Raw genomic sequence first — 21,148 nt, 5'->3', positions numbered from 1 at the left:
GTAATTAATTTTGGAATCAAGTGATCTAGGAGTAGTCGATTGCTATAACCACGATAAATACAAACTCTAGTCATCTTCGCCAATCTTTTCAATCTTAAATAGATCGGCAGGTTGACAACCAAGCACTTCGCAAAGCTTGGCAAGCTTTACAAAAGTTTCTGTACCTCCTCTATCTCGCTCCCAATTACGGATTGTCGAAGGGTCAACACCAACTAAATCAGCAAGCTGGCGCTGAGTCAAATCTTTCTGCTTACGCAGTTCTGCAACTCGTGACACGAAAATTTCTCCCATGCGCTATTTCATAGCATCATCTTAGCGTTAAAATCTTCGCGCTTAATATTTGATAGTGCTAGAAGTTCCTCTTTCACAAAATGGTCTAAACTGTTGAGATAGACATTAGCGAAAAATTGACTGGTAAGGTTGCCAATAGGTAAGCCTTTGTTGGGTTGTAATGGGGAAAGTAAATCATCACCAGGAAAATAGTCAATTACAGACTCTTGGGGATTGCTGCTATCAATAATTGTGTCTAGTAACCACAGAGTATCTTGACATTTTAGTTTGCGACGCAGTAGAAATTTCAGAATTTCGTGATTAATACTAGGGAAATATTTCTTAATATCGCACTGCAAAATGTAGCTGTTGGAACGCGCAAAATTAGTAAAGCGGTATAAGGCTCGGTGAGTCCCAAAGCCTAACCGATTAGCATAGGAATCACTGATAAAAGTTTTCTCAAAAATTGGAACTATAATATTGCACAAAGCATGATGTACTACTCTGTCTCTGTAAGGGGCAGCAGATATTAAACGGCGTTTGGGTTCACAAATTTCAAAAGTTTTGTAGCGTCCTGGTTGGTAAGTTTTTGACTCTAATTCATACTTGATTTTGGCTAGTTCAGATTCCAAGTTATAGTTGAATTGCAAAACATTTTCACGAAACCGCTTTCCTTTTTGTGCTTGACGTGCAGCCAGCACTAAATTACCAAAGTCTGTAATTTGTAGATAGAGATTACCATACCGTTTCATTTATAATTACCTTTTTGGCGTTGCTGTTTCATCCAACCACCCAATTCATTACCAATTCCATTGATTAGTTGACCTGCATATTCATAGCGTCGCTCATCAAATTCCTGAAAATCAAATAGGAGTCTGGTTTGATGCCGTAGGATGTCTAATTTAGCATTTAATATTTCTAACTGAGTTAGTTTTTCTTGTGCGTATCGTGCTAATATCAGACCTTCTAACAGGTCGTAAAGTATCGTTATCATCCTGTCTCCCAAACCAAATTTATGTCTTCTGGGTAGACGATTGATTATCGGCACGTACCATTTAATCAGGTCATAGGTTTTTTGGATGATTGGTAAATCTTGCATTCGCTCAACAAATTTTCAGTTTGCACAATTCTCTTGACAAAATCTACCATTTCTTGGATACTGTTCATAGTCGTGCATGTCTAAAAAAATATTGACCGCCTTCGGCGGAGGGGAAAAGAAAGCGCAGAGGGCTAAAGAGCAAAAGTGTAAAGAATTAAGTCCTCGCAGCCGAAACCACAACCCGAAAACCGATGTAGGAGTACCGATTGCCCGGCCCGTAGTAGTAACGAACCGCACAGCGGCAATACCTCAGATTGTAGTCCCAAGAACCACCGCGCAGCAGCCGACGTTGATTATCATTCTCACTACGATCTCCCCAAGCGCTGCCATCTTTAGGAGCGCCTTTATAATTTTCGTGCCACTTGTCAGCGCACCATTCCCAAACATTCCCATGCATATCGTACAACCCAAAGGCATTAGCTACTTTAAAGCTACCTACGGGCGTAGTTTTTTGATTGCTATAGTTTGCTAACTTAGGCGTAATGGTCTTACCAAAGTAAAACTCTGTTGTCGTGCCTCCCCGGCAAGCATACTCCCACTCAGCTTCACTAGGAAGTCGGTAGTGGTTTCTAGCATGTTTTGATAGTCTATCACAGAATTCTACTGCATCATACCACGATATTGACTCGACTGGTAAATCATCTCCTTTAAAGTGAGATGGACTAGAATTGAGTTGGCGGTTGATTTGTGGAAGTGTTGCTACCACACGCCACTGCGCTTGGGTAACGGGGTACTTACTCATGAAAAAGCGTGGTACAGTTACTTCATGTTGGGGTTCTTCAGTTTCATGATGTCCCTGTTCAGTTGACGGTGAACCCATCGTGAACGTACCGTCTCTAATAGCAACCATGTCCAGGGTGACACCGTTACCAAGGTTTTCGGTAAAGTATTGGGATTGCTGGCACTCCCATTGAATTTCCTGTCCTTGGACGTTGACGGTGACAACATCGAATGCAAACACTGGTGGTAAGCGGTCTATTCCACAAGCAATATGTTTTTGGACAAGAGCTTCAAAAATTTCTTTGATGTTTCTGTCAGCGTTTAACCACCAGCCACAACTTGGGTTACTTGGAGCTGGAGAGATAAGAGTACTTTCTCGCACGCCCCAACCAAAACGTCCGATGGAGTATTGCATCCAAAGCAAATCGATAGTACTAAAAAAGGAGTAGGGAAGTTTTTTTATCGACGCGACATCAAACTCACCCTCGCTTTGGAAGTTAGCTACCTTCAGCATAACTTTTACCGTTGACTGAGCGGCTTTTTCCCAGTCTCTAGCTGCGAGGTAATTAGCAAGTTTAATGTACTCTTGCGAAACTCGGTTTTTAACGAAGTAAATACGCTTCTCTCCTGTGTTGCTTCCATTTATAGTCCAGCATTTTGCTTGAGCTAAATAATTTTGAGCTTCTGCTAATGTCGGCAGTCTGTAATAGTACACAGGATTATTTTCATTACTATTTCCACTTTGGGAGAGAGTATAGAGATTAAGCCAGTTACAAAAACCAAGGGCATTTTCCCAACTAATTCCAGTAATGGATTTTTTTGCATTCCCAGGCGTAAATCTAGGTTGACTTAGTTGAGAAGAATCCAGAAAAAGTTGATATTCAGCGCAAGTGATGTAGCCAGTATCTATTTCTAAATTTTCATCAATTGGTTGCAAGTTGTTCAATCGCCGTGCTAATTTCACCTGTGCTGCTAATTTAAAAATTTCTGGATCGCTGGACTCTAACCCAGCATCAAGTTTATCTATAAGTTGTTGCTTGAGTTGTGCATCAATACTCCAACCTTCTTCTTCGTAATCAGAGACAAGTAAGAAAGCATTAACAGATGGAGTAGGCATATCTATAACTGCACGTACTACATTGCGCGCATTCGTAATCTGAGCCGCATAAAGACGGATGGTTTCAGCCCACCAAGTATCATTGATATTTGCAATTAACAAACTTTCTTGATGAGATTTTTCTATCTGAACGGCTGCTAAATATTCTTGAAAACTCAAGTGAGCAAATTCATAAATCCCCAGTTCTTTTTCTACTAACAACCCACAGTCATCGCGAATATGCTTGATAAAATCTTCTGGATTAGCTAAATTTTGAGGAAAGGTTTGTAACATATCTACTGGAATCAAAGATGTTACTTCAGAGATAATAAACTCACGAGTCTTTTTTTGCATCAGTTGCAGTGCTAACACTTGCAAAACCGATTGTTTAGCTTCGGGATTTGTCGTCACATCGGATATCTTCTTAGCTGTTTGTCGTTTTTCTAGTAAAATCTCACAAATTTCTTTGTAAAGTTTGACTCTTTTTCCTGGTAAAACATTACGACGACGGTGAACTGTCGCAATCATTGTGAGTAATAAAGGATTTATCCCCATAGCCCTTAAAGGACGATTCTTCTGAATTCTTTTAATTAAATCATTAGCTTCTGTTTGTGCATCTTGTTTGACTCCTTCATCGATTACCCAATGGTTATCATTGGCTGTTTTTTGCAAATACCAGTGATGCAGAAAATCTTCTCTTTGCTTTTCATTGAAGGGTTGTACTTCTAACTCTTCTACACCCTGTAATCTGGCTGTTTTGTAACCATTGGGTCGAGAAGTTAAGATAAAAGCTGTGTCAGGATAGTTCTGCATTTGTTCACTTACCCAACGACTAATATATTGACGTTGGCTTTGATCGGCTACTTCATCCAATCCATCCAACATGACTAAACATTTCTTCTTGTATAATTTGTCAGCAAACCAACCGGGTGGTGGATTCGGCGGTTTATCTTTTAATCTTTGTTGTGCTACCTGCTGAGTGATTAAATTTGCTAGAGACGGATTATTGCTAACTATTTCCTGACGCACTTCTCGCAGATACAATAACACCGGAATTAATTTTGGTGCTGGAGGATTGATTTTACTTTCTTGTTTGGTGGCGTAAATCAGGGTTATATGTCTGAGGAGTGTAGTTTTCCCCGATCCAGGCGCACCCAGAATAACCATGTGCGGAAAACTGATATTCCCTGCGACATGCTTTGGTGCTAAAAACTTCCAAATTGGAAATTCTTTCTGGTTATTTACTTGATTCGGGTGCTGGTCAATCATTCGCTGACTAATATTATCAACATCTTGGACGGAGATTTTGAGTTGTACAAATACCTTTTCCAAATCTAGTTTTCCATCCCCATCTAATCCTTGTGTCTCAAGTCTCCGGCATTTGTATATTAAAGTCTCGTAATAATCTTTCTGAAATGGTGAGGTTAATTCTATCCACCAGTCTTCAAGCTTGCTCTTAATCCAAGCTGCAACACTAGCTGCACCTTGTCTTTGCCATTCCTGCCAAATTACTGAAAGTTCAGCTATCAATTTCTTCCAAAAATCTTGGCTAGCAAGTATAACTGTAATAATTACTGTGAAAATTAAAGACAGAATTGCTGCTGTTGATTGCTGTTTACGAATAAAATGAACCGTTAGAAACAGTGTCGCACTTGGAATCAGCCATAACAGAAACTTTCGCCACGATTTAGGTAAAATCAGTACAGGCGGTAGTATTACTCCTAAGCCAAACATTCCTATTGATGCATAAGAAAATACTGTAGAAAATTCTGTTGGCACTAGCTTGAGATAAAGCGCTATTACTAGTATCATGCCTCCTACCAAGGGCAAAAAGCCACCAATCCAGTTTTGATTTGTTGTCGCTGAATTCTGCTGAGGGTCACTAGATAGTAAAGTCACAATTAAAAGCGCTACTATACATCCGCCTGTCAACCAAAATATTGTTGAATCTGGAATGTGTAAATCCTGTTTGCTAGGTAATTGATTAATCAGCCAGCCTAAGACACCATTACTCGATATCAACAGCAGTGGTAGCAGCAAAGCTTTGACAAATCTGTGCATAGGGGACAAGTAAACGTGGCGTTTGTTTTATATTAACCCTGGCGGTAGCGCCTACGGTATTCCCACGGCTTTTCTAAATGTTGGATTTGACCACACACCCACCTTGGATGCGATCGCCCTCAATTTAAAGATGCAGTGCGCTCATTATCAATGGTGGACGCTTCACCCACTGCTGAATCTGTGGACTGTGAGCAATTGTTAGATTTGCCCTTTGAACTTTCCGAGGTACTCGATATGTAGAAGAAATCATTAAGATGCTTCCGAAAAAGCCACACAACGTTTTATTCTGGATGGACACGTTAGCGCGATTGCTTATGGTCGTGATGGAAAGCTCTAATAACATCGCCTGAAACCTTTATTCTTTATATAGTTAATAAAAGCCTGAAACAACATGTTTTCATCAATGTACATAATAATCTATTTGCACAGTGCGTAAATCTTAAAATTAGCCCTTTCAAGGTGAATATTTGTACTATAAAATAAATGATGTTTTTAACCTGATTTTAGGTTTTTGGGATTTTGGGTTAGGCGATCGCTCGACTGCTTGTTATCATTAGCCAACGTAGCCCTGTATCCACATCACTCAAACCAAATTCCTATAGCGACACAAGCGACAAGTAAACTCACACCGCTATCAAACCCCGCAAATATCCCTGCACAGCTACAACACTATCAGCACATTAGCTCTCCCCCTTCGCTACTTTTACCCCTTGTAATGTTGGCGAAATGATGTATACGCTCCTTGGGCGAGGCGGTGGCGATTGGGGAGATGAGGCTGCGGTTTTTGCTTGAACACTAAATACTTTCGCATTTCCATTTCCTTTCTAAGACCAAATCCGACCGCGACGAAAAGGTTTATCTAGCTCAGTTTTGTTAGCTTGGGCTTTGAGCATTTCTTGCCACCAAAATCCATAGTCTTCAAGTCCAGTCGCCAAGAGATGTTTGTCAATTTCTTCTACTTTCTTTGCGTTTTCAGGAGTTTGCTGTTCTGTTTTGTTTGACTCTGAGGTAGTTTCTTTTTCTTTAGCTGTGGTTTTGGCAACTGCTAATTCCTGAGATTGAGGAATAGTAAATGGCACTGATGACTGTTCCCAGGTAGCGCCAGTAATAGTGCCATGATTGGCATTGGTGGTGCGATCGCGCGCTATATTATTACTGCCTTCATTTAAAGGCCAATAACCAACTAATCCTGACTCCTTTCCTCCCAGACGTTGGTAGATATGCTTTTGAATTTCTTGTTGAGTACGAGCTACTTTCCAAATGCGAACTTCGGCAATTTTTCCTTGAAAGGGATAGGTTTCATTATTATCTTTGTACGTTCCGATGAATAAATCATTTTCGGGTTCGTAATTAATTGGAGAATTTGAAGTTGCTTTAGTGGCTTTTTCTACACCGTCAATATACACCTTTATCTGCTGACCGTCGTAGGTTCCTGCTAGATGATGCCATTGATTCAGCTTTAAACTATCTACCTTACTGCTCAGATAATGAATTCCTTGAGATCCAGTTTTCAAGGCAAAAAATACACCACTCTTGCCATCGAGAAGCAGACCATATCCACTTTCTTTAGTGGTAGTGTCAAAAACATTAGAAATGATACCAGTCCGTCTCCGTTGAGTCTGACAATAAACCCAAGCTTCTAGAGCAATTTCTTTCTCAATTTTAAATTCAGGTTTTTTGCCTAAGTTGATCGAGTCATCTTGTCCATCAAACACAAGGACTGAATGCAAAGATTTTGTTTGCTCCGTCATACTAAAACTGGAGATAAATTTATAAAAAGATGGTTAGCTTTATACTTGAATATTTTACACCATGATGTACTCGGTTTTTATCAATTAAATTTACTAAAAAATTACTGGCGCGATCGCTCTTTTGTTCGTTTTACACACAAGCAATCTAACTGTTCCCCGTTCTCTCTTAATGTTTGACTGTACCTAGCATAAACTCTCCGACGGAAGATTCTTCGTAGTAATCAATTCCTGTTGCTTTCGCAAATAAATCTGAATTACCTGTACCCAAAGCACAGGGAGCTAAGTTCATTGCCGTTGCCACTAAATAAAAAGTTTGATATAAAACACCAACGTGTTTGAGAATTGCTGCATAAGCCATTGATTGATACTTCCAAAAAAATCGCCCAAATCTAGCAGTAATAATAAGCATAATTTGGGGTATTACTTGCTTGGCACAAGCGTGATAAGCATCTGTAAATAAAACTTCAATTTCTGGATTCCAATTAGAAACAAACTCTAGTTGATGGATATCTGGTTGATAATGATATATTGCGGCTTCTAGTCCTTCACAATAGTTAATCGCCGGATAAATCTCTAATTCATAAATAGCACCACCCCCTGGATAGGGACGACAGCTCAGTTGTCCCAATTTTTCTTTGTCAATTATTTCTTTTACTCTTGCACAACGATAAAGTAACTCTCCTAATTGTTCTATCGTAATTGGGTTTTCACCGTACTCTCGAATTGACCGCCTTGATTCTAAGGCTTGAGTTAATGAAATATCAGTTCTGGCTAAATCTTCTAGGTCAGGTTTATATAATTGAATTACCTTGTCACTTATGGGCGGTTTGACTACAGGTAGAGGTTCAATTTTGTCCAAAAAGCGGTATGTTGCTCCTACGGGATTACTGTGTCTTCCTTTACGACTGCGACTGTGGAATAGAAGATCGTGAAATTCCCATTTCATAATATGAGAATTTTCTGCCTCTGGGGATAACATTTTTGTGGCAAAGAGTAGACTAATAAATTGTTGTCCTAGTTCTTCTGTGATGTCTGAAATTCCCTCTACTAACGTGGCGCTAGTTTGAGGTTGAGATAACTTAGCAATGAGAGCGGCTGCTCGCCAATCTAATGCAATTATTTTAGCTTGAGATTGGGGAAACTCTAAAATCATTTCTTTGCCCACTTGATGTAAATAAGCAAAGCGAGATAGAGTAAATGATTGTTGTTGCCAATCCTCTATTTCCAGACAGTTAAATTGATAATCTCCTGTCATAGGAATAGCAGTAACAAGGGGTAAGACTGAAGAGCAAATCCAGCCAAAATAAGTAAATTTTTGCAAGTAGGTATCAAATTTTTCTCTTTCCTCAATGCCATCAGTTTCTACAATTATCTGTCCGAGTTGAGAAAGAGTAATCGGAGAATGCTTAAGATGATTTAAGGCAGTTTGTAATCCCAGCTTAGGATGAGAAAAGGTCAAGTTATAAAAATTAGATTTCAGGATGATTCGCTCATCTTCTGAAATTAGGTCAATTCCTTTTCCTAAAGAAAGCGTAAAAAATGAATTCATGGTACTGGTAAAAATGTCAAAAACAGTTAACAGTTAACAGTTAACAATTATCAGTTATCAGTAAAGAGTGATGTTTGTTTTTAAGTTTAAGTCTCCTATAGCAATCAAAATTGAATTGTGATAAAGTACGTAGACTTAACATCAAAACTAAAAGTGAAATTTTATTCATTCTGGGCGATTATAAATCGCGGCTATATAGACAAAAACTGCCTGCGCGGATTATTTTATGAAGTCCACGGAGGTGGACTTTGTTTGTGTAGTAGCGAATTCTATTCGCCCAGGAATTTATATTCACTGTTCGCTGTTCACTGATAACTATTCGCTGTTTTAATTTACACAAATGGCATGGGAATCGGATTTAGCTGTTCTTCCGTTAATGGTGCGGGAAACTTACCTATTTTTACAGGCACATCATAAAGTCTTCCTGGCGCAAGTCTCCACCAAAAATGTCGTAATCCTGGTACAATTACTTTGACAACATTTAAGCCGATATCTGGACGAGTTTGATCGAGTAACAAAGTTTCTAATCCAGCATTTTTAGCAATTTCTACACAAGTGATGACATCTTGATAAATGTCATCACTCCAACGTAGTTGATAGTCGTCATATCTTAATGGGGGCATTTGAGAATCAGGAGCCAGGTAAGGTTGGTTTTCAAGAGTTGCTTGGCTCATCCACTCCTTCATTTTCCACATTTGAATATTTACATCAAAATCGAAACCTAACCCCAGTTGATTCATTTCGGTAACTGCTCGCAAAATTCCAATTTTGGGGTCTAAATGTGCGCCAAAACCCATAATAATTTTCTCGTCTTTGCCATCAGTGCGACGAGAGAGAGCAACAAAAACAGGAATGTTTAAATCGGTGGTAATATCTAACACCCACAAATCCCGGTTTTTAGTTCGATATAACTCTTGCAATTCCAACAAGTAGGGTTCGTTAAAAGAAGCCAAATCCACACCTGGACACTTCAGACGGTTGTACCACCAAATCCCCACACCATCCCGTTCGACCAATTCAAAAAATCCTTGAAAAACAGCTTCTTCGAGGGTATTTCCGGCTGCATTGCCATTGGAGTCGGCGCGACCGAAATTATGGTCTTCGGGGAGAGAATAGCCGTAGTAACATAAAGCAGTGGGAAAATATTTCTGGGTTTGTTCGGTTAAAGACCAAACAGGAGTCCATTCAATAACTTTCGTTTCGTCAAAAGGTTGGTAAATCCAATTGTGGGATGCGTTTTTCTGGTTTAATTCCTCCCGATTTTGATATTGATGAAGACTAAAATGTAGACATTGCCCTGGATGAATGGCTTTTGCTGCTAATTCGGCGAAAGTGGCACTGATGCGGGGTTCGTCGCCTTGGTAGATACCTGAATAGCGTTCGATGGCTTCACAAAATCCACTGGCTTTTGATTGACGGTCAGTTTTCCCTTTGCCTGCACTTTTGTGAATCAGGGTGCGACGCAACTTTTCTAAATCGCCAGCAGTCGTCATGCTGTGAACAGCATTGTAGGTATGGATTAAGCTATCGTTGGGGTCAGATGCTCGGACTAAGGCTGTAACTACTCCGGTAATGGGACTGATAAGATGTTTGTAGCGGTTAACTGTTTGGTCGGGGGAGACGGCACGATGTCCGCCATCGCTGGTGAAGTGCTTTTTGCGACTGCTGAGAGTTATGGGTTGAGAAACCTGTTTGCTGACTAAGTTGGAGTCGCCGCAGCTAGGACATTGGGGACGCAGACTCAGGATATGGGTTTGCAGTTCTAGTTTTGTTTGGTCAAAGGTGAGTGCTTTCCCTTCTAAAGTGGGAAAGGGTGTTGTTTCTCCTGCACCTTGTTTAATTATCCATTTGGCGATTTCTGTAGTTGCTAAGTTGAGGGCGGTTTGCAGGGTAGAGGGAATTGCTGCTGCTGGAGGAGGGAGACATTCTTGGAGGTTAGAGGAGTTTTGGTGATTTTTTTGCCGTAATACAGAGGCTTCAACTTCTCGATTGCCTCTAAGACGGTGGGCTAGGCATTCCCAACAACCTGTTTTTTCAGGATGAAAGATTGGCCCTAACCAAAAGATAGTACCAACGGGTTTAATCAGCAGCCAAGGTTGATTGGTTTTTAAGACAATTTGGTTGATTTTACTGAGTTCGGGTTGGAGATAGTCGTCGGTTAAGACTACTAGCAGAGAATGAGGTGGAAATTCCTGCAATTCTCCATCCCATTTGCTAGTTTTTATCCCCACTGCTTCTAGGGCAGTGATTAACGGTTGGGTGGCAAGATTACTAATACAAGAGACATAAACTTGGGTTTGCTGCAAACACTGATAAGCAACTTGGGGTTCTACTTTGAGTAAGCCCCAGAAAACAGCAGCTTCTTTTGGCAGTTGCGCGAAAGTTTCGGTGAGGTAGCCTTTAGCTTGCAAGCGTTCTAAGGCATAGTCTATATGGCTGGGGTCTACTTGCAGTTTATGAATAATTTCATCGAGGGTATGGTTGCCATCAAGGAGAGGGATAAGTTGGCAATAAAGTTCTCCGTTGAGGGCATGGGTGGAAGTTTCGCTTAATAGATAGACGTGCTTGGGTTCGACAATTTCAACGCGAAAATGGGGTTTAATTTGAAGTGTTTTCATATTTTTATGAATTGACTGTTATTAAACTGGTACAAGCCAAACAATTGGTAGGTTGGGTTGATTCACGAAACCCAATATTTCTTAATATCAAGGGTTTATCGCATATTTTAATGTTAAGAAATAATTCGCTAACAGCATCCTAAACTCAACATTTACACGGCTTTGTTGGGTTTTGCGTTGCTCAACCCAACCTACTATTATCTAAACCCAGCACTCTATTAGATATAAAAATAAATGCCAAGAAAACGCCTAGGAAAGAGTTTAGAAGAATGCGCTAAGAGGTATAGAGGATTTTGCCAGAAGTACAAACTAAAACAGAAAACCCCAAACCGCTGCCATTGGGGAAGCAAACTATTTGGGGGTTTTCTCTCAAAAGATAGCTCGACTTCACTTAACACACTCAGTAGAAAGAAGCAGCAATCGAGTTGCCGACCTCCCACCCACCTGTGCCAGGTATCAGAAAACGAATTAGTAGCACAGGTTGTTCGTCAATTTATCGAGGCTAATAGAGCGCAGAATGAGGACAAAAAAAGCTTTTGAGCTTTTTTGGGGGCAAGTGGTATGATTAGGCTGTGCGAATGCCACAAACCCCACGCCACACTACCATGTTATTGTCATAGATGGGGCTACGCCTCCCTCAGAACCACCATAGGCTGAAGCGAATACACCGCCATTGACACCTTCAGCCGTCAACTCTTCTTCTGACAAATCAACAGGCATACCAGCGTGAGAACGTATTGCAGGCTCAGAAAGTTTGGGCTGCAAACGAGTTTGTTTTTGGTTTTCGTCGTGATTTTCTGGTCTCATCAGAGATTTCTCCTATGAAGTAAATCGACTAAAAAGCTTCTCCTCAATAAATTTTTCTTTAAAATTAATCTTCAGAGAAACTTGAAATTTCTTATATCACGATCGCGTCATGCTTAACAATAGATGGTTTTTAAGAAAGAATCATCTATTGTTAATTATTGTTGAGGATAAATTGCTTAACTGTCTTAACTGTCTTTGCTTAAGTTTTTTAACTGTCTTAACTGTCTTAACTGTCTTAATGATTATTAATAAAAAGTATTTATTTGATTTTGTAACAATTTTGCTATTGCATTGTGGTGACAAAAGTTTTATATAATTTTTCAGTCTAGGGAAATAGCTTGAGCGTAATTTTTGCTTGTAATCAATCATGAATTGTGGAATTTTATCTTTAAAATGACTTCTAAGTAATAAAAAAATGATGACTTCTAAGTAATAAAAAAATGCTCAAACTAATATTGTTTAAAATTCTCTAGACTCTAAAACTAAATTCTCTAGACTCTAAAATTTGCGACTGCCTCATGTCTAAAGTCAAGATAATTACTGGACTAACACATCTGTGGGAGCAAACACTGGGCAACTCGGAAATCTGCATAGCAGTGCTGGATGGGTTAGTCGATCGCTCTCATCCTTGCTTTGAAGGAGCCGATTTCACCCAACTTCCCACCTTAGTAAACCCGACACCGATTGCAGATGGGCTGATGTACCAACACGGTACTCATATCGCCAGTGTGATTTTTGGACAGCATGGCTCATCCGTTGAGGGAATAGCACCGAAGTGTAAGGGTTTGATTATTCCAGTTTTTTGCGACAAAAAGCGTAAACTCTCCCAACTCGATTTAGCACGAGCAATTGAACAGGCAGTCCAGTTAGGGGCAGACATTATTAATATTAGTGGCGGGCAACTTGCTGACTATGGCGAGGCAGATGGCTGGTTACAAAAAGCCGTCGCTTTGTGCCAACAGAAGAATATTTTAATTGTGGCAGCAGCCGGAAATAATAGTTGTGAATGTTTGCACGTTCCTGCGGCTCTGCCTGCGGTGTTGGCAGTGGGAGCGATGGACGATCGCGGCCAACCGATTGATTTTAGTAACTGGGGCGATGCCTATCAAACTCAAGGCATTCTTGCCCCAGGTGAGAAAATTTTGGGGGCTAAACCAGGTGGGGGAACTATCCAATTGACTGGGACAAGCTTTGCGACTCCCATTGTCACGGGAGTCGCCGCCCTGCTGTTGAGCTGGCAACAACAACAAGGAGAAAAACCCGACCCCCAAAAAGTTAGAGAGGCTATTTTACAAAGTGCCGTGCCTTGCGAACTAAAAGAGGAAAGCGATCGCCCCCGCTGTTTAGTTGGCAAATTAAATATTCTTGGTGCAATAGAAAAACTCAGAGGAGGAAACATGTCACAAGAAAAAGAAGCCTTGAGCGCATCGGGTTGTGGATGCGAGAGTTTTAACAAAGGCGATTCTTTATACATTAAAGAGTCAGCAGCAGATGGCGAAACATTGCCTTCACAACTCACCAGTTCTGATGCCAGTGTAATGGAATCTGCAAATACAGCAACACCAGCTACAGCCTCTGTTGGTAGTGCGGCCTCAAATGCAATTCCCTCTGAAGTAGCAATGTCTAATCCGAACGTTGCTTCTAACCCTTCTTTGCCCAATACTACCGATCTTGCAGCTTTTCAAAACCTTCTTCAATCCTACATAACAACACAAAATCCACCTATGTCTTATCCTGTTGCTTCCTCAGTTACAGCTAGTCAAGCTCCCAGCGATATCAATCAAGAAACCTTAGTCTATGCTCTCGGTACATTAGGCTATGACTTTGGCACTGATGCCAGACGAGACTCGTTTAAACAATTGATGCCTGGAGTTACCATTGATAATACAGTAGTGCCAGCTAATCCCTACGATGCTCGCCAGATGGTCGATTATTTGGCAGACAACCCCTCTGAAGGTAAATCTTTAATTTGGACGCTGAACCTAGAGCTAACTCCAATTTATGCCATCGAACCCAAAGGAGCTTTTGCTAGAGATGTCTACGGGGTTTTGCAAGAACTACTCTCTGGACAAATTCAACCAGAAGACAACGAAGATTATGTAGAGCGCGTTAGCATCCCCGGAATTATAACTGGACGTACCGTTAAATTATTTTCTGGGCAATATGTGCCGGTGATTGAGCCGCAGAATACACGGGGGTTATATGGTTGGAAGGTCAACACCTTAATTGGTGCTGCCTTAGATACAATTGGTACTCAGGTGGGAGGAACAGAAGAAAGCAATGTCCGCAGAACCTTGGGCGGATTCCTCAACCGCATCTATTATGATTTCCGCAATTTAGGAACGACTTCTCAAGACCGTGCCTTGAATTTTGCCACAACTAATGCTTTCCAAGCGGCGACAACCTTTGCTCAAGCAGTGGCAGAAGGCATGGAACTCGATACAATTACCGTTGAGAAGAGTCCCTTCTGTCGATTGGATAGCGATTGTTGGGATGTGAAATTGAAGTTCTTCGACCCAGAAAACAACCGTCGCGCCAAAAAGATATTCCGCTTTACTATTGATGTCAGTGACATAATTCCTGTTACCTTGGGCGAAGTCCGCACTTGGTCGAGTGCATATTAAGGTTTGGCAATGCAATATTTAAATAACAGTATTCAGACAAATGCACCGCCTGACCCCCATTTACAGATCGTAAAAACCTTATACGATGCTAGTCCTGTTCCCTGCGATCGGGCTACTCTTCAAAGTACAACTTGGGCAGATTACGGCGATAGAGACACCGCTAAATCTCACAATCTCTACTACGCTCAACAAGCTGGAATTAAGTCAGGAGATTATGTCCTAGATGTCGGTTGTGGCATTGGGGGGCCAGCAATTGATATTGCTAGCACCATTCCCCATGTCAAAATTGAAGCTATTAACCTATCCTCAGAGCAGGTTCAGCAAGCTAGAGTACAAGTTGCTAAAGCCGGACTGAGCGATCAAATTCGGGTTACAGAAGCTGACTTACACAATATACCCTTCTCCGATGGTGTTTTTGATGTGGTGTTGATGCTTGAGAGTCTCGGTTACTCTAAAACAAGACAACAGGCTCTATTGGAAGCTTATCGGGTCTTGCGTCCAGGGGGATCTCTTTATATTAAGGATCTTTTCTGCAAAGAAGGGTTGTTATCTCCCATAGAAGAGCAGGAATTACCCCAGTTCCAAGCCCGTCACTTATACAACACTCCTCGGCTGAGTCAGGCTTCCGAGGAAGTGCGTTTAGCTGGTTTTGAGGCAATTCAGGCGAAAGATATCAGTGAAACTGTTAATTTTGATAGATTTCTCGCCTTCATAGCGAAAAATCAAAAGTTTCAAAATCTGCCACTGATTGCTGGAGAAATTAAGGCTCGTAAACCCGTTTCAGTTTCTTATGTCAGTCCCAGCCATAGCCTGGAAGTTCCCATCCAAAGTCAAACCAGTCGTTTAGTGTATGCCCTGGGTACATTAGGCTATGACTTTGGAAGTGAAGCGCGGCGAGATTCTTTCAAGCAACTGATGCCTGGGATTGCGATTGATAACACAGTAGTTCCAGCTAATCCCTACGATGCCCGTCAGATGGTGGATTATCTAGTAGACAATCCTTCAGAAGCTAAATCCTTAATTTGGACGCTGAATCTAGAATTAACGCCGATTTACGCCATTGAACCCGTTGAAGCTTTTGCCAGTGATGTTTATGAAACCTTACAACTGCTGTTAGCCGGACAAATAGAACCGGAAGACAGCGAGAATTACATCGAACGGGCAAGCATTCCAGCAAGGCTAACAGATAGAACAGTTAAGCTGTTTTCTGGGCAAATTGTCCCAGTCATCGAGCCAGAAAACATCAGGGGAATGTATGGTTGGAAAGTAAATCGACTTGTTAGTGCTGCCTTAGAAACGTTGCAGTCCGAAGTCGAAACAGTAGACGAACAAAGAGTGCAACGGACTTTGAGTAGCTTCCTCAACCGCATTTACTACGACCTACGAAACTGGGGGCAAACTGATAGAGACCGGGCGCTGAATTTTACAGCAACCAATGTTTTTCAAGCAGCTTCTACCTTCGGCGAAGCAGTGGCGGCAGGGATGGAACTCGACAGCATCGAAGTCTACAAAAGTGCTTACTGTCGCTACGATAGCAACTGTTGGGATGTAAAGTTAAAGTTTTTCGATCCAGAAAATAACCGTCGGGCTAGAAAAGTTTTCCGTTTCACCATTGATGTGCGCGATATAATGCCCGTAACCTTGGGCGAGGTGCGGTCTTGGACTGTACCGAGTTAAGGTGATTATTTATCAGATATTAACTTTAGGAGAACTATGAGATTACCAAAGCTTGCTCCTCCTGTGAAAAGACCGGATATCATTTATCCCCACCGTTGTGTAGACGTAATTAATGGCACAGTTGAAGATTTAGTTGGCATTCGCATGGATTTATTACACGGAGCTAACTATAACGATCCTCCAGCTTTTAATTACAGTGCTTGTTCTCAATCTCCCTATGGCTGTGGTGGCTGGAGAATCTAATAACAATTATTTAGTCCACTTGAGCGAACTTGAGTTATTGCCTTGCACTTCGAGTGTAAGGCGGGCTACCCAATTGACTTGTTGAAAGTCTCTAAAGTCATATCTTAAACATGACTCTAAAAAAATATTTTTTAGTGTATTTAATGCCCACTAAAAATTCCCAAATATTGCAGGTTAATAAAATAAACTATGGTGACTTTTAACACAATCCAAAATAATAGCGAGCGGTATTTAGAATATATTGGTAAACATAAACGTGCTTTTGATATTTACGAAGATCTCTATCCCCTAAAACTTTTTGAAGATTTTGTACAAGTGCAGGGCAAGCAAGGAGGTCTGTTTCGTTGCGCCTGTAATGTAGATCGAGATAGTTTGTCTCCAGCTCGCTTTGCCTTGATGTTTCCTTTGCAAGAAGAACTTCAACTACTTTATAATCCCCAACAACACCTTCAGGTAGCCTTTAACTTCTTTCGTCAAGTAGAAAGTCGAGCAGAAGTAAAGCTTGGTTATCATCTAATTCAAAAGTTTTTTAGTACTCATTCTGACTTTCGGGGTATTTTTGGTATCGGGGTTGGTGTAGATGCACAAACAAATATTGGTGACTCGCGCCTCAAGTTGTTTATTTGGCTAAAAAATTCCCCCGAAAAGGTGGAAACAGCCATTGCTTTGTGTGGCGAGCAAACAAAAATGCGAGCATTTTTAGTCAACGATATACTGTTAGTAGGTTTTGACTTATTTTTAGATGGTCGCAGCGAAATTGAGCTTTATCCGACCATCACGCGAGATGAGTTACAAAGAGTTGATATCCGCAGTCGAATAATCTCTCTTTTACCCCCCTGTGCTTTGCCACTACTCGATCAATGTGAAATGTTGCAAGTGGGCATTAGTGCAGCCAATGAAAGTAATATTCTTTATTTTAGCGATGTTTTAGATCCCAATAGCTTTATTGATAATCTTGGCAATGAGATGGCTAAAAAAGTTCATGCTTATTACCGACATCAACCTGTCAGACATCTGTTAGTTGGCGTTCCAGAAAAAGACTTTTATGCTCCTGCAATTGAAAAAGTAAAATTATATTATTTTATGAAATAATATATTTAATTATAAATAAAAACCTAATTTGTCCAAACAATCTAAAAAATTAAATCAGGAGAATCACAATCATGGCTAAGAAGCAAACCCCAGAAAACTCAGAATCAACTCCAACAAAACAGTCAGAAGCAATTTCCAAAAAAGTTGAATCTCACCTGTTGGCAACTGGTTTAGAAGACTACGGTTTTTGGTGGCAAGAAATGCTCAAAGCACAAGCAACTTCAGACAAAGAACGCAAACCCTTCCGTCGAGGTCGCATTTGGAGTTAACACCATCGAGAGTAGTTTATACCAATTTGTAACGCTATTCTACTAAAATGCGATCGCACTTGTAATTTAGCAATAAAGTAGCGATCGCTTCCATTGATGAATGGCACAAAAACGCTGATCGAATTTGAGAGAATTGATATTAGCATGTGAAACTGCGATCGCTATTATACTCAGGGTGAACGCATCTAAATTTTACAAAAATATATTGATAAAAAACTAAACTCATGATTCCAATCCAAGAATCGAATTTATAGCGATCGCTTCTTTCTCATCTAAGTAAAAAATAGTAATAATCGAGACTTAGTAATAAGTCAATAAGCTATACTTAATGCGATTATTTAAGAGTTTATTGATAATAGACTACTCTTATATGCAGTCCATTGTGGGTATTAGCCGCACCGTTGATTGCTGTTTCAATCAGCAATTGACTCAAAACTGAAGCAAAACGACCGATAGCTTCTGCCAGTCGTTCGACCGCTTTAAGATTGGTCGCAGATTGAGTTACTTGACGCGCAGATCCTCTCGTCTGCCATAACTCTTCCTCATAGTAGCGCCCATACTCCTGTACGATTAACTTTGCCAGAGTTTCAGCAGTTATCTCTGGATGGCTTGTTAAATGCTGCAAAATAGACGTGTAAGGCCAACCATACATCGGTTCTACTTCTTGCGAACTCACCATGTAATCTCCATTGGCCCGCAGTTGGTATGCTACTTCTATCATGCTCATGAGACACGCATCCATGCCAATTAGGTTCACCTTCTGCCCCGTCAGTTCCTCCACTTCCAGAAAAACCTGTTGGAGTTTAGCATTGTCAAGAAAGTCCAAAGAAGAATCATCAAAACAGATCGCTCGTGACTCTTCATCATCTAGTTGCAGCACTTCCGTAATTGAGGAAAGGAAAAAAGCACGGGACAACCGCCGATGATTTCGGGTAAGGGAACGCACTTCATCTTCACTTGCCTTAATTTCAACACCACGCGATCGCGCAAAAGCATAGATATCGTCTTCCTTCCAGCCAGTACCATGATTCCACAGGATTACTGCGTAGTTTTCTGCTGGATAATTCTCAATTCCCCAAACAATAAAATCTCGCAATGTGCGAGGATCGCCTGTATTCTGCTCTGGGATATTTTCAATTTGCCTGGGTTCTGCTGAAGGGCGAATATATATGCGGTATGTGTGTTCTCTATCAGAAAGAGTATCCAACTGCACTAGCACAGCTACCTCTGGTGTAGAGCCAACTGCTTCCATTTCTGCAATATCTTGATAGCCTTGTGCTTCCATTGGGGCCATCAGGCGTTTACCTTGCAGTTGCTCGAAAACCTTACCGTTGTCTCCAGCCATGTAGACCATCATAGTCCAGCAACGATTATTGTGGGTCATGTTGAATCATTCTGCGTTTAAGGTTTCTTCTTTTTATACAAATCTATTGCTGCGATTACCGAAAATTACACAAACTGTTAGTTGATTATTTTGCTTTTGAGTTCGGCAAGTAGTTCCTCTGCTTGGTTGACATCGCGTTTATTAATAGCTGCTTGCAAGTTTCCTAAATTTTTCAGTAGGAGATTATCAGATGTCTTGTCTTGATTAATCACACGTTGCAGTCGGATTATTTCTTCTTCTAATTGAAAAATCCGATTAGTCACAGCATCTTCATTTTCATGCACTTTCGCTTCTTCAAGTTTCTTGTTTACCTCTTGCTGAGTTAAGCGGTAGAATCGGTCAAATGTTTTCTCAACAGGTTGCCCATCGGTGGTAATATCTTCTGCTAACACATGAAGAATGCCATCGTGGTCAACTGTAAACTTACAATTAACCCTAACTTCCCCAGCCAGACGGGCAGTAGCTAGGTTGAGAACTACCTCACCGATAAATTCATTGTCCCCGGCAATCGGTCGTTCACCTTGATAAATGCGGAAGCGGATACTCTCTTGCCCATCGCGCTGGGTAGTAAAAGCTTGGGAACCCCTGCGCCACTATTGCGACTTAATCTCATTAAATCCGTGAATAAATCTTGACATGGTTCTACAAAATTGACCCAAGTTTGACCATATAAGCCAATATAAAAACTGCTATGCCGCCTAGCTGTACGTCCAGATTCTTTAACACGACCAACATATTTTTGGACACCTTTACGTTTAATTTGTTGTCCAGAGATGGTGGCACAAGTGTAGGCGAAGCTCCGAAGGGAGCCGCTTCGCTAACGCTATCAATAAAATGAAAGATATTAAACCACACGATATTCCCCAAATATTAGATGAAGCGGTTGGAGGCTGGAAGGGATTGAAATTGAATCTGCGGCAAGGGTTAGAAGGTGCTAGTCGTTTCTATACTCTCCTCGTTTCTTCATTGGGCGAGGCTGTTGGCGTGGCTGATGGCGAGCCGTTTTGGAACTCCTACTTGAGGCAGTGGCAAGTTTTAGTTAACTTCGAGAACGGGTGCAAGTCTGTGGTGTGTAATTGGTTAGTAGGGGTGTAGGTCATGTCCTCTCCCGACTAATTACACCCCACACCCAAAAACCTTATGAATAGTGGATTTGCCAATAAATCGTGTGCCATTCCTCTAGGGCTTTGCACGTATCTACAAAACGTGCTGGATTTACATACTTGCTCTACCCGGATACAGCATCAGAATTACGTTTCCACTCCTGCTTTAGCAATTCCTGGTAAGTCTTTTCTCTCATCATCGTCTGCTGGTAGAGCATGAGCAAAAACTCTTTAGCTTGTTCGCCAGACAGCTGTTGCACTTGGTCAGCAAAGATTCTCAGGCTAAATTCTTGTTCTAAAGATAATTCAATCGGTTGGTTCATCGTTGGTTCAATCGCCCAACAAGGCGAAAACTAGAGGGATTATACTGGCTACTAATGCGCCCTAAGTGAAATGCGGTTGGGAGCTTGTACTTATGTATTCATAATATTTTGGAAAGTAATGACTCTTGATTCGGTTTTCTTCACCGAATAAAATGATGATTACCACACTCAATTAGATATTAAGAATCATTCCGGTTTTTTCTAGTTTTTTAGTTTGGAATATCGCCAACAACAGTAAGAACACAGGGAACGGAAACGGCACCAGGAGCAAGAAAGAAATGCAGCTTATGCGGCTAGAATGCACACGCAGTCATGAATTCGCCAACAGTATCATACACTACATTTGAAGGGGTGAGTGTAGGGTATGTTGTTGCGAAGTTATTATAGTAAAAACAGATACATTTTGTAATGTCGAATCGATAAAGCAAAATATCTGTTGCAACACAGTAAACTCAGCATTGC

Annotated in this window: 16 protein-coding genes and 3 pseudogenes; 7 read left to right on the top strand and 12 right to left on the bottom strand. The window is 40.9% G+C overall.

Annotated features, from left to right (window positions below):
• Positions 1-66 precede the first annotated feature (66 nt).
• From AC5JMF_RS07635 to AC5JMF_RS07620, 4 genes and pseudogenes are all read right to left on the bottom strand, one after another.
• Positions 67-276, bottom strand: coding sequence for a helix-turn-helix transcriptional regulator (locus AC5JMF_RS07635; protein WP_495795103.1), 210 nt, complete (start codon positions 274-276; stop codon positions 67-69).
• Between the two features lie 77 nt (positions 277-353).
• Positions 354-1,022: pseudogene (locus AC5JMF_RS07630) on the bottom strand (RNA-dependent DNA polymerase); the annotation flags it as partial.
• On the bottom strand, positions 1,019-1,369 hold the full coding sequence (avd, locus tag AC5JMF_RS07625; protein WP_495795102.1) for a diversity-generating retroelement protein Avd: 351 nt from the start codon (positions 1,367-1,369) through the stop codon (positions 1,019-1,021). The pseudogene AC5JMF_RS07630 and the gene avd, both read right to left, overlap by 4 nt.
• A gap of 154 nt (positions 1,370-1,523) precedes the next feature.
• On the bottom strand, positions 1,524-5,246 hold the full coding sequence (locus tag AC5JMF_RS07620) for an SUMF1/EgtB/PvdO family nonheme iron enzyme (RefSeq protein ID WP_495795101.1): 3,723 nt from the start codon (positions 5,244-5,246) through the stop codon (positions 1,524-1,526).
• A gap of 22 nt (positions 5,247-5,268) precedes the next feature.
• On the opposite strand from AC5JMF_RS07620, the gene AC5JMF_RS07615 reads away from it, so the two are divergent.
• Positions 5,269-5,448: a hypothetical protein gene (locus AC5JMF_RS07615; protein ID WP_495795100.1), complete on the top strand. Its 180-nt coding sequence runs from the start codon at positions 5,269-5,271 to the stop codon at positions 5,446-5,448.
• 622 nt (positions 5,449-6,070) lie between these two features.
• Here AC5JMF_RS07615 and AC5JMF_RS07610 read toward each other — a convergent pair.
• The 4 genes from AC5JMF_RS07610 to AC5JMF_RS07595 form a co-directional block, all read right to left on the bottom strand.
• Positions 6,071-6,997 carry a LamG-like jellyroll fold domain-containing protein gene (locus AC5JMF_RS07610; RefSeq protein WP_495795099.1) on the bottom strand — a complete coding sequence of 309 codons (927 nt, stop codon included), beginning with the start codon at positions 6,995-6,997 and terminating at the stop codon, positions 6,071-6,073.
• A 166-nt stretch (positions 6,998-7,163) separates the two neighbouring features.
• A complete protein-coding gene (locus tag AC5JMF_RS07605; protein ID WP_495795098.1) occupies positions 7,164-8,546 on the bottom strand; it encodes a SagB family peptide dehydrogenase in 1,383 nt (460 codons plus the stop codon).
• 332 nt (positions 8,547-8,878) lie between these two features.
• Positions 8,879-11,164, bottom strand: a complete 2,286-nt coding sequence (locus AC5JMF_RS07600) for a TOMM precursor leader peptide-binding protein (RefSeq protein ID WP_495795097.1) — start codon at positions 11,162-11,164, stop codon at positions 8,879-8,881.
• Between the two features lie 600 nt (positions 11,165-11,764).
• Positions 11,765-11,971: a hypothetical protein gene (locus AC5JMF_RS07595; RefSeq protein ID WP_495795096.1), complete on the bottom strand. Its 207-nt coding sequence runs from the start codon at positions 11,969-11,971 to the stop codon at positions 11,765-11,767.
• Positions 11,972-12,489: 518 nt separating this feature from the next.
• Here AC5JMF_RS07595 and AC5JMF_RS07590 point away from each other — a divergent pair.
• From AC5JMF_RS07590 to AC5JMF_RS07570, 5 genes are all read left to right on the top strand, one after another.
• Complete coding sequence (locus AC5JMF_RS07590; RefSeq protein ID WP_495795095.1) at positions 12,490-14,595, top strand: S8 family peptidase; 2,106 nt, start codon at positions 12,490-12,492, stop codon at positions 14,593-14,595.
• A gap of 9 nt (positions 14,596-14,604) precedes the next feature.
• A complete protein-coding gene (locus AC5JMF_RS07585) occupies positions 14,605-16,272 on the top strand; it encodes a PatA/PatG family cyanobactin maturation protease (RefSeq protein WP_495795094.1) in 1,668 nt (555 codons plus the stop codon).
• Positions 16,273-16,308: 36 nt separating this feature from the next.
• Positions 16,309-16,515, top strand: a complete 207-nt coding sequence (locus tag AC5JMF_RS07580) for a cyanobactin biosynthesis system PatB/AcyB/McaB family protein (RefSeq protein ID WP_495795093.1) — start codon at positions 16,309-16,311, stop codon at positions 16,513-16,515.
• A gap of 189 nt (positions 16,516-16,704) precedes the next feature.
• Positions 16,705-17,607, top strand: a complete 903-nt coding sequence (locus tag AC5JMF_RS07575) for a LynF/TruF/PatF family peptide O-prenyltransferase (RefSeq protein ID WP_495795092.1) — start codon at positions 16,705-16,707, stop codon at positions 17,605-17,607.
• A 71-nt stretch (positions 17,608-17,678) separates the two neighbouring features.
• On the top strand, positions 17,679-17,876 hold the full coding sequence (locus AC5JMF_RS07570) for a cyanobactin biosynthesis PatC/TenC/TruC family protein (RefSeq protein ID WP_495795091.1): 198 nt from the start codon (positions 17,679-17,681) through the stop codon (positions 17,874-17,876).
• Positions 17,877-18,222: 346 nt separating this feature from the next.
• Here the strand turns inward: AC5JMF_RS07570 and AC5JMF_RS07565 are convergent, their stop codons facing one another.
• The 3 genes and pseudogenes from AC5JMF_RS07565 to AC5JMF_RS07555 form a co-directional block, all read right to left on the bottom strand.
• Positions 18,223-19,260 (bottom strand): clostripain-related cysteine peptidase, encoded by a 1,038-nt coding sequence (locus AC5JMF_RS07565; protein WP_495795090.1) that lies wholly within the window; start codon positions 19,258-19,260, stop codon positions 18,223-18,225.
• Positions 19,261-19,337: 77 nt separating this feature from the next.
• Positions 19,338-19,832: pseudogene (locus AC5JMF_RS07560) on the bottom strand (Hsp70 family protein); the annotation flags it as partial.
• Positions 19,736-20,065, bottom strand: a pseudogene (locus AC5JMF_RS07555) (hypothetical protein); the annotation flags it as partial. The pseudogenes AC5JMF_RS07560 and AC5JMF_RS07555, both read right to left, overlap by 97 nt.
• Positions 20,066-20,094: 29 nt before the next feature.
• Here AC5JMF_RS07555 and AC5JMF_RS07550 point away from each other — a divergent pair.
• On the top strand, positions 20,095-20,355 hold the full coding sequence (locus tag AC5JMF_RS07550; protein ID WP_495795089.1) for a hypothetical protein: 261 nt from the start codon (positions 20,095-20,097) through the stop codon (positions 20,353-20,355).
• A 133-nt stretch (positions 20,356-20,488) separates the two neighbouring features.
• Here the strand turns inward: AC5JMF_RS07550 and AC5JMF_RS07545 are convergent, their stop codons facing one another.
• Positions 20,489-20,686, bottom strand: a complete 198-nt coding sequence (locus AC5JMF_RS07545) for an NblA/ycf18 family protein (protein WP_495795088.1) — start codon at positions 20,684-20,686, stop codon at positions 20,489-20,491.
• Positions 20,687-21,148: the final 462 nt, after the last annotated feature.

The sequence above is a fragment of the Desmonostoc vinosum genome (assembly GCF_059505385.1).
The sequence above is the reverse complement of the archived record's forward strand: the minus strand, read 5'-3'. Positions and strand labels throughout refer to the sequence as shown.

Bases quoted from the DNA above. Each gene is read 5' to 3' on its own strand.
- avd (WP_495795102.1), bottom strand. From the start codon at position 1,369: ATGCAAGATTTACCAATCATCCAAAAAACCTATGACCTGATTAAATGG.
- AC5JMF_RS07620 (WP_495795101.1), bottom strand. From the start codon at position 5,246: ATGCACAGATTTGTCAAAGCTTTGCTGCTACCACTGCTGTTGATATCG.
- AC5JMF_RS07610 (WP_495795099.1), bottom strand. From the start codon at position 6,997: ATGACGGAGCAAACAAAATCTTTGCATTCAGTCCTTGTGTTTGATGGA.
- AC5JMF_RS07605 (WP_495795098.1), bottom strand. From the start codon at position 8,546: ATGAATTCATTTTTTACGCTTTCTTTAGGAAAAGGAATTGACCTAATT.
- AC5JMF_RS07600 (WP_495795097.1), bottom strand. From the start codon at position 11,164: ATGAAAACACTTCAAATTAAACCCCATTTTCGCGTTGAAATTGTCGAA.
- AC5JMF_RS07595 (WP_495795096.1), bottom strand. From the start codon at position 11,971: ATGAGACCAGAAAATCACGACGAAAACCAAAAACAAACTCGTTTGCAG.
- AC5JMF_RS07590 (WP_495795095.1), top strand. From the start codon at position 12,490: ATGTCTAAAGTCAAGATAATTACTGGACTAACACATCTGTGGGAGCAA.
- AC5JMF_RS07585 (WP_495795094.1), top strand. From the start codon at position 14,605: ATGCAATATTTAAATAACAGTATTCAGACAAATGCACCGCCTGACCCC.
- AC5JMF_RS07580 (WP_495795093.1), top strand. From the start codon at position 16,309: ATGAGATTACCAAAGCTTGCTCCTCCTGTGAAAAGACCGGATATCATT.
- AC5JMF_RS07575 (WP_495795092.1), top strand. From the start codon at position 16,705: ATGGTGACTTTTAACACAATCCAAAATAATAGCGAGCGGTATTTAGAA.
- AC5JMF_RS07570 (WP_495795091.1), top strand. From the start codon at position 17,679: ATGGCTAAGAAGCAAACCCCAGAAAACTCAGAATCAACTCCAACAAAA.
- AC5JMF_RS07565 (WP_495795090.1), bottom strand. From the start codon at position 19,260: ATGACCCACAATAATCGTTGCTGGACTATGATGGTCTACATGGCTGGA.
- AC5JMF_RS07550 (WP_495795089.1), top strand. From the start codon at position 20,095: ATGAAAGATATTAAACCACACGATATTCCCCAAATATTAGATGAAGCG.
- AC5JMF_RS07545 (WP_495795088.1), bottom strand. From the start codon at position 20,686: ATGAACCAACCGATTGAATTATCTTTAGAACAAGAATTTAGCCTGAGA.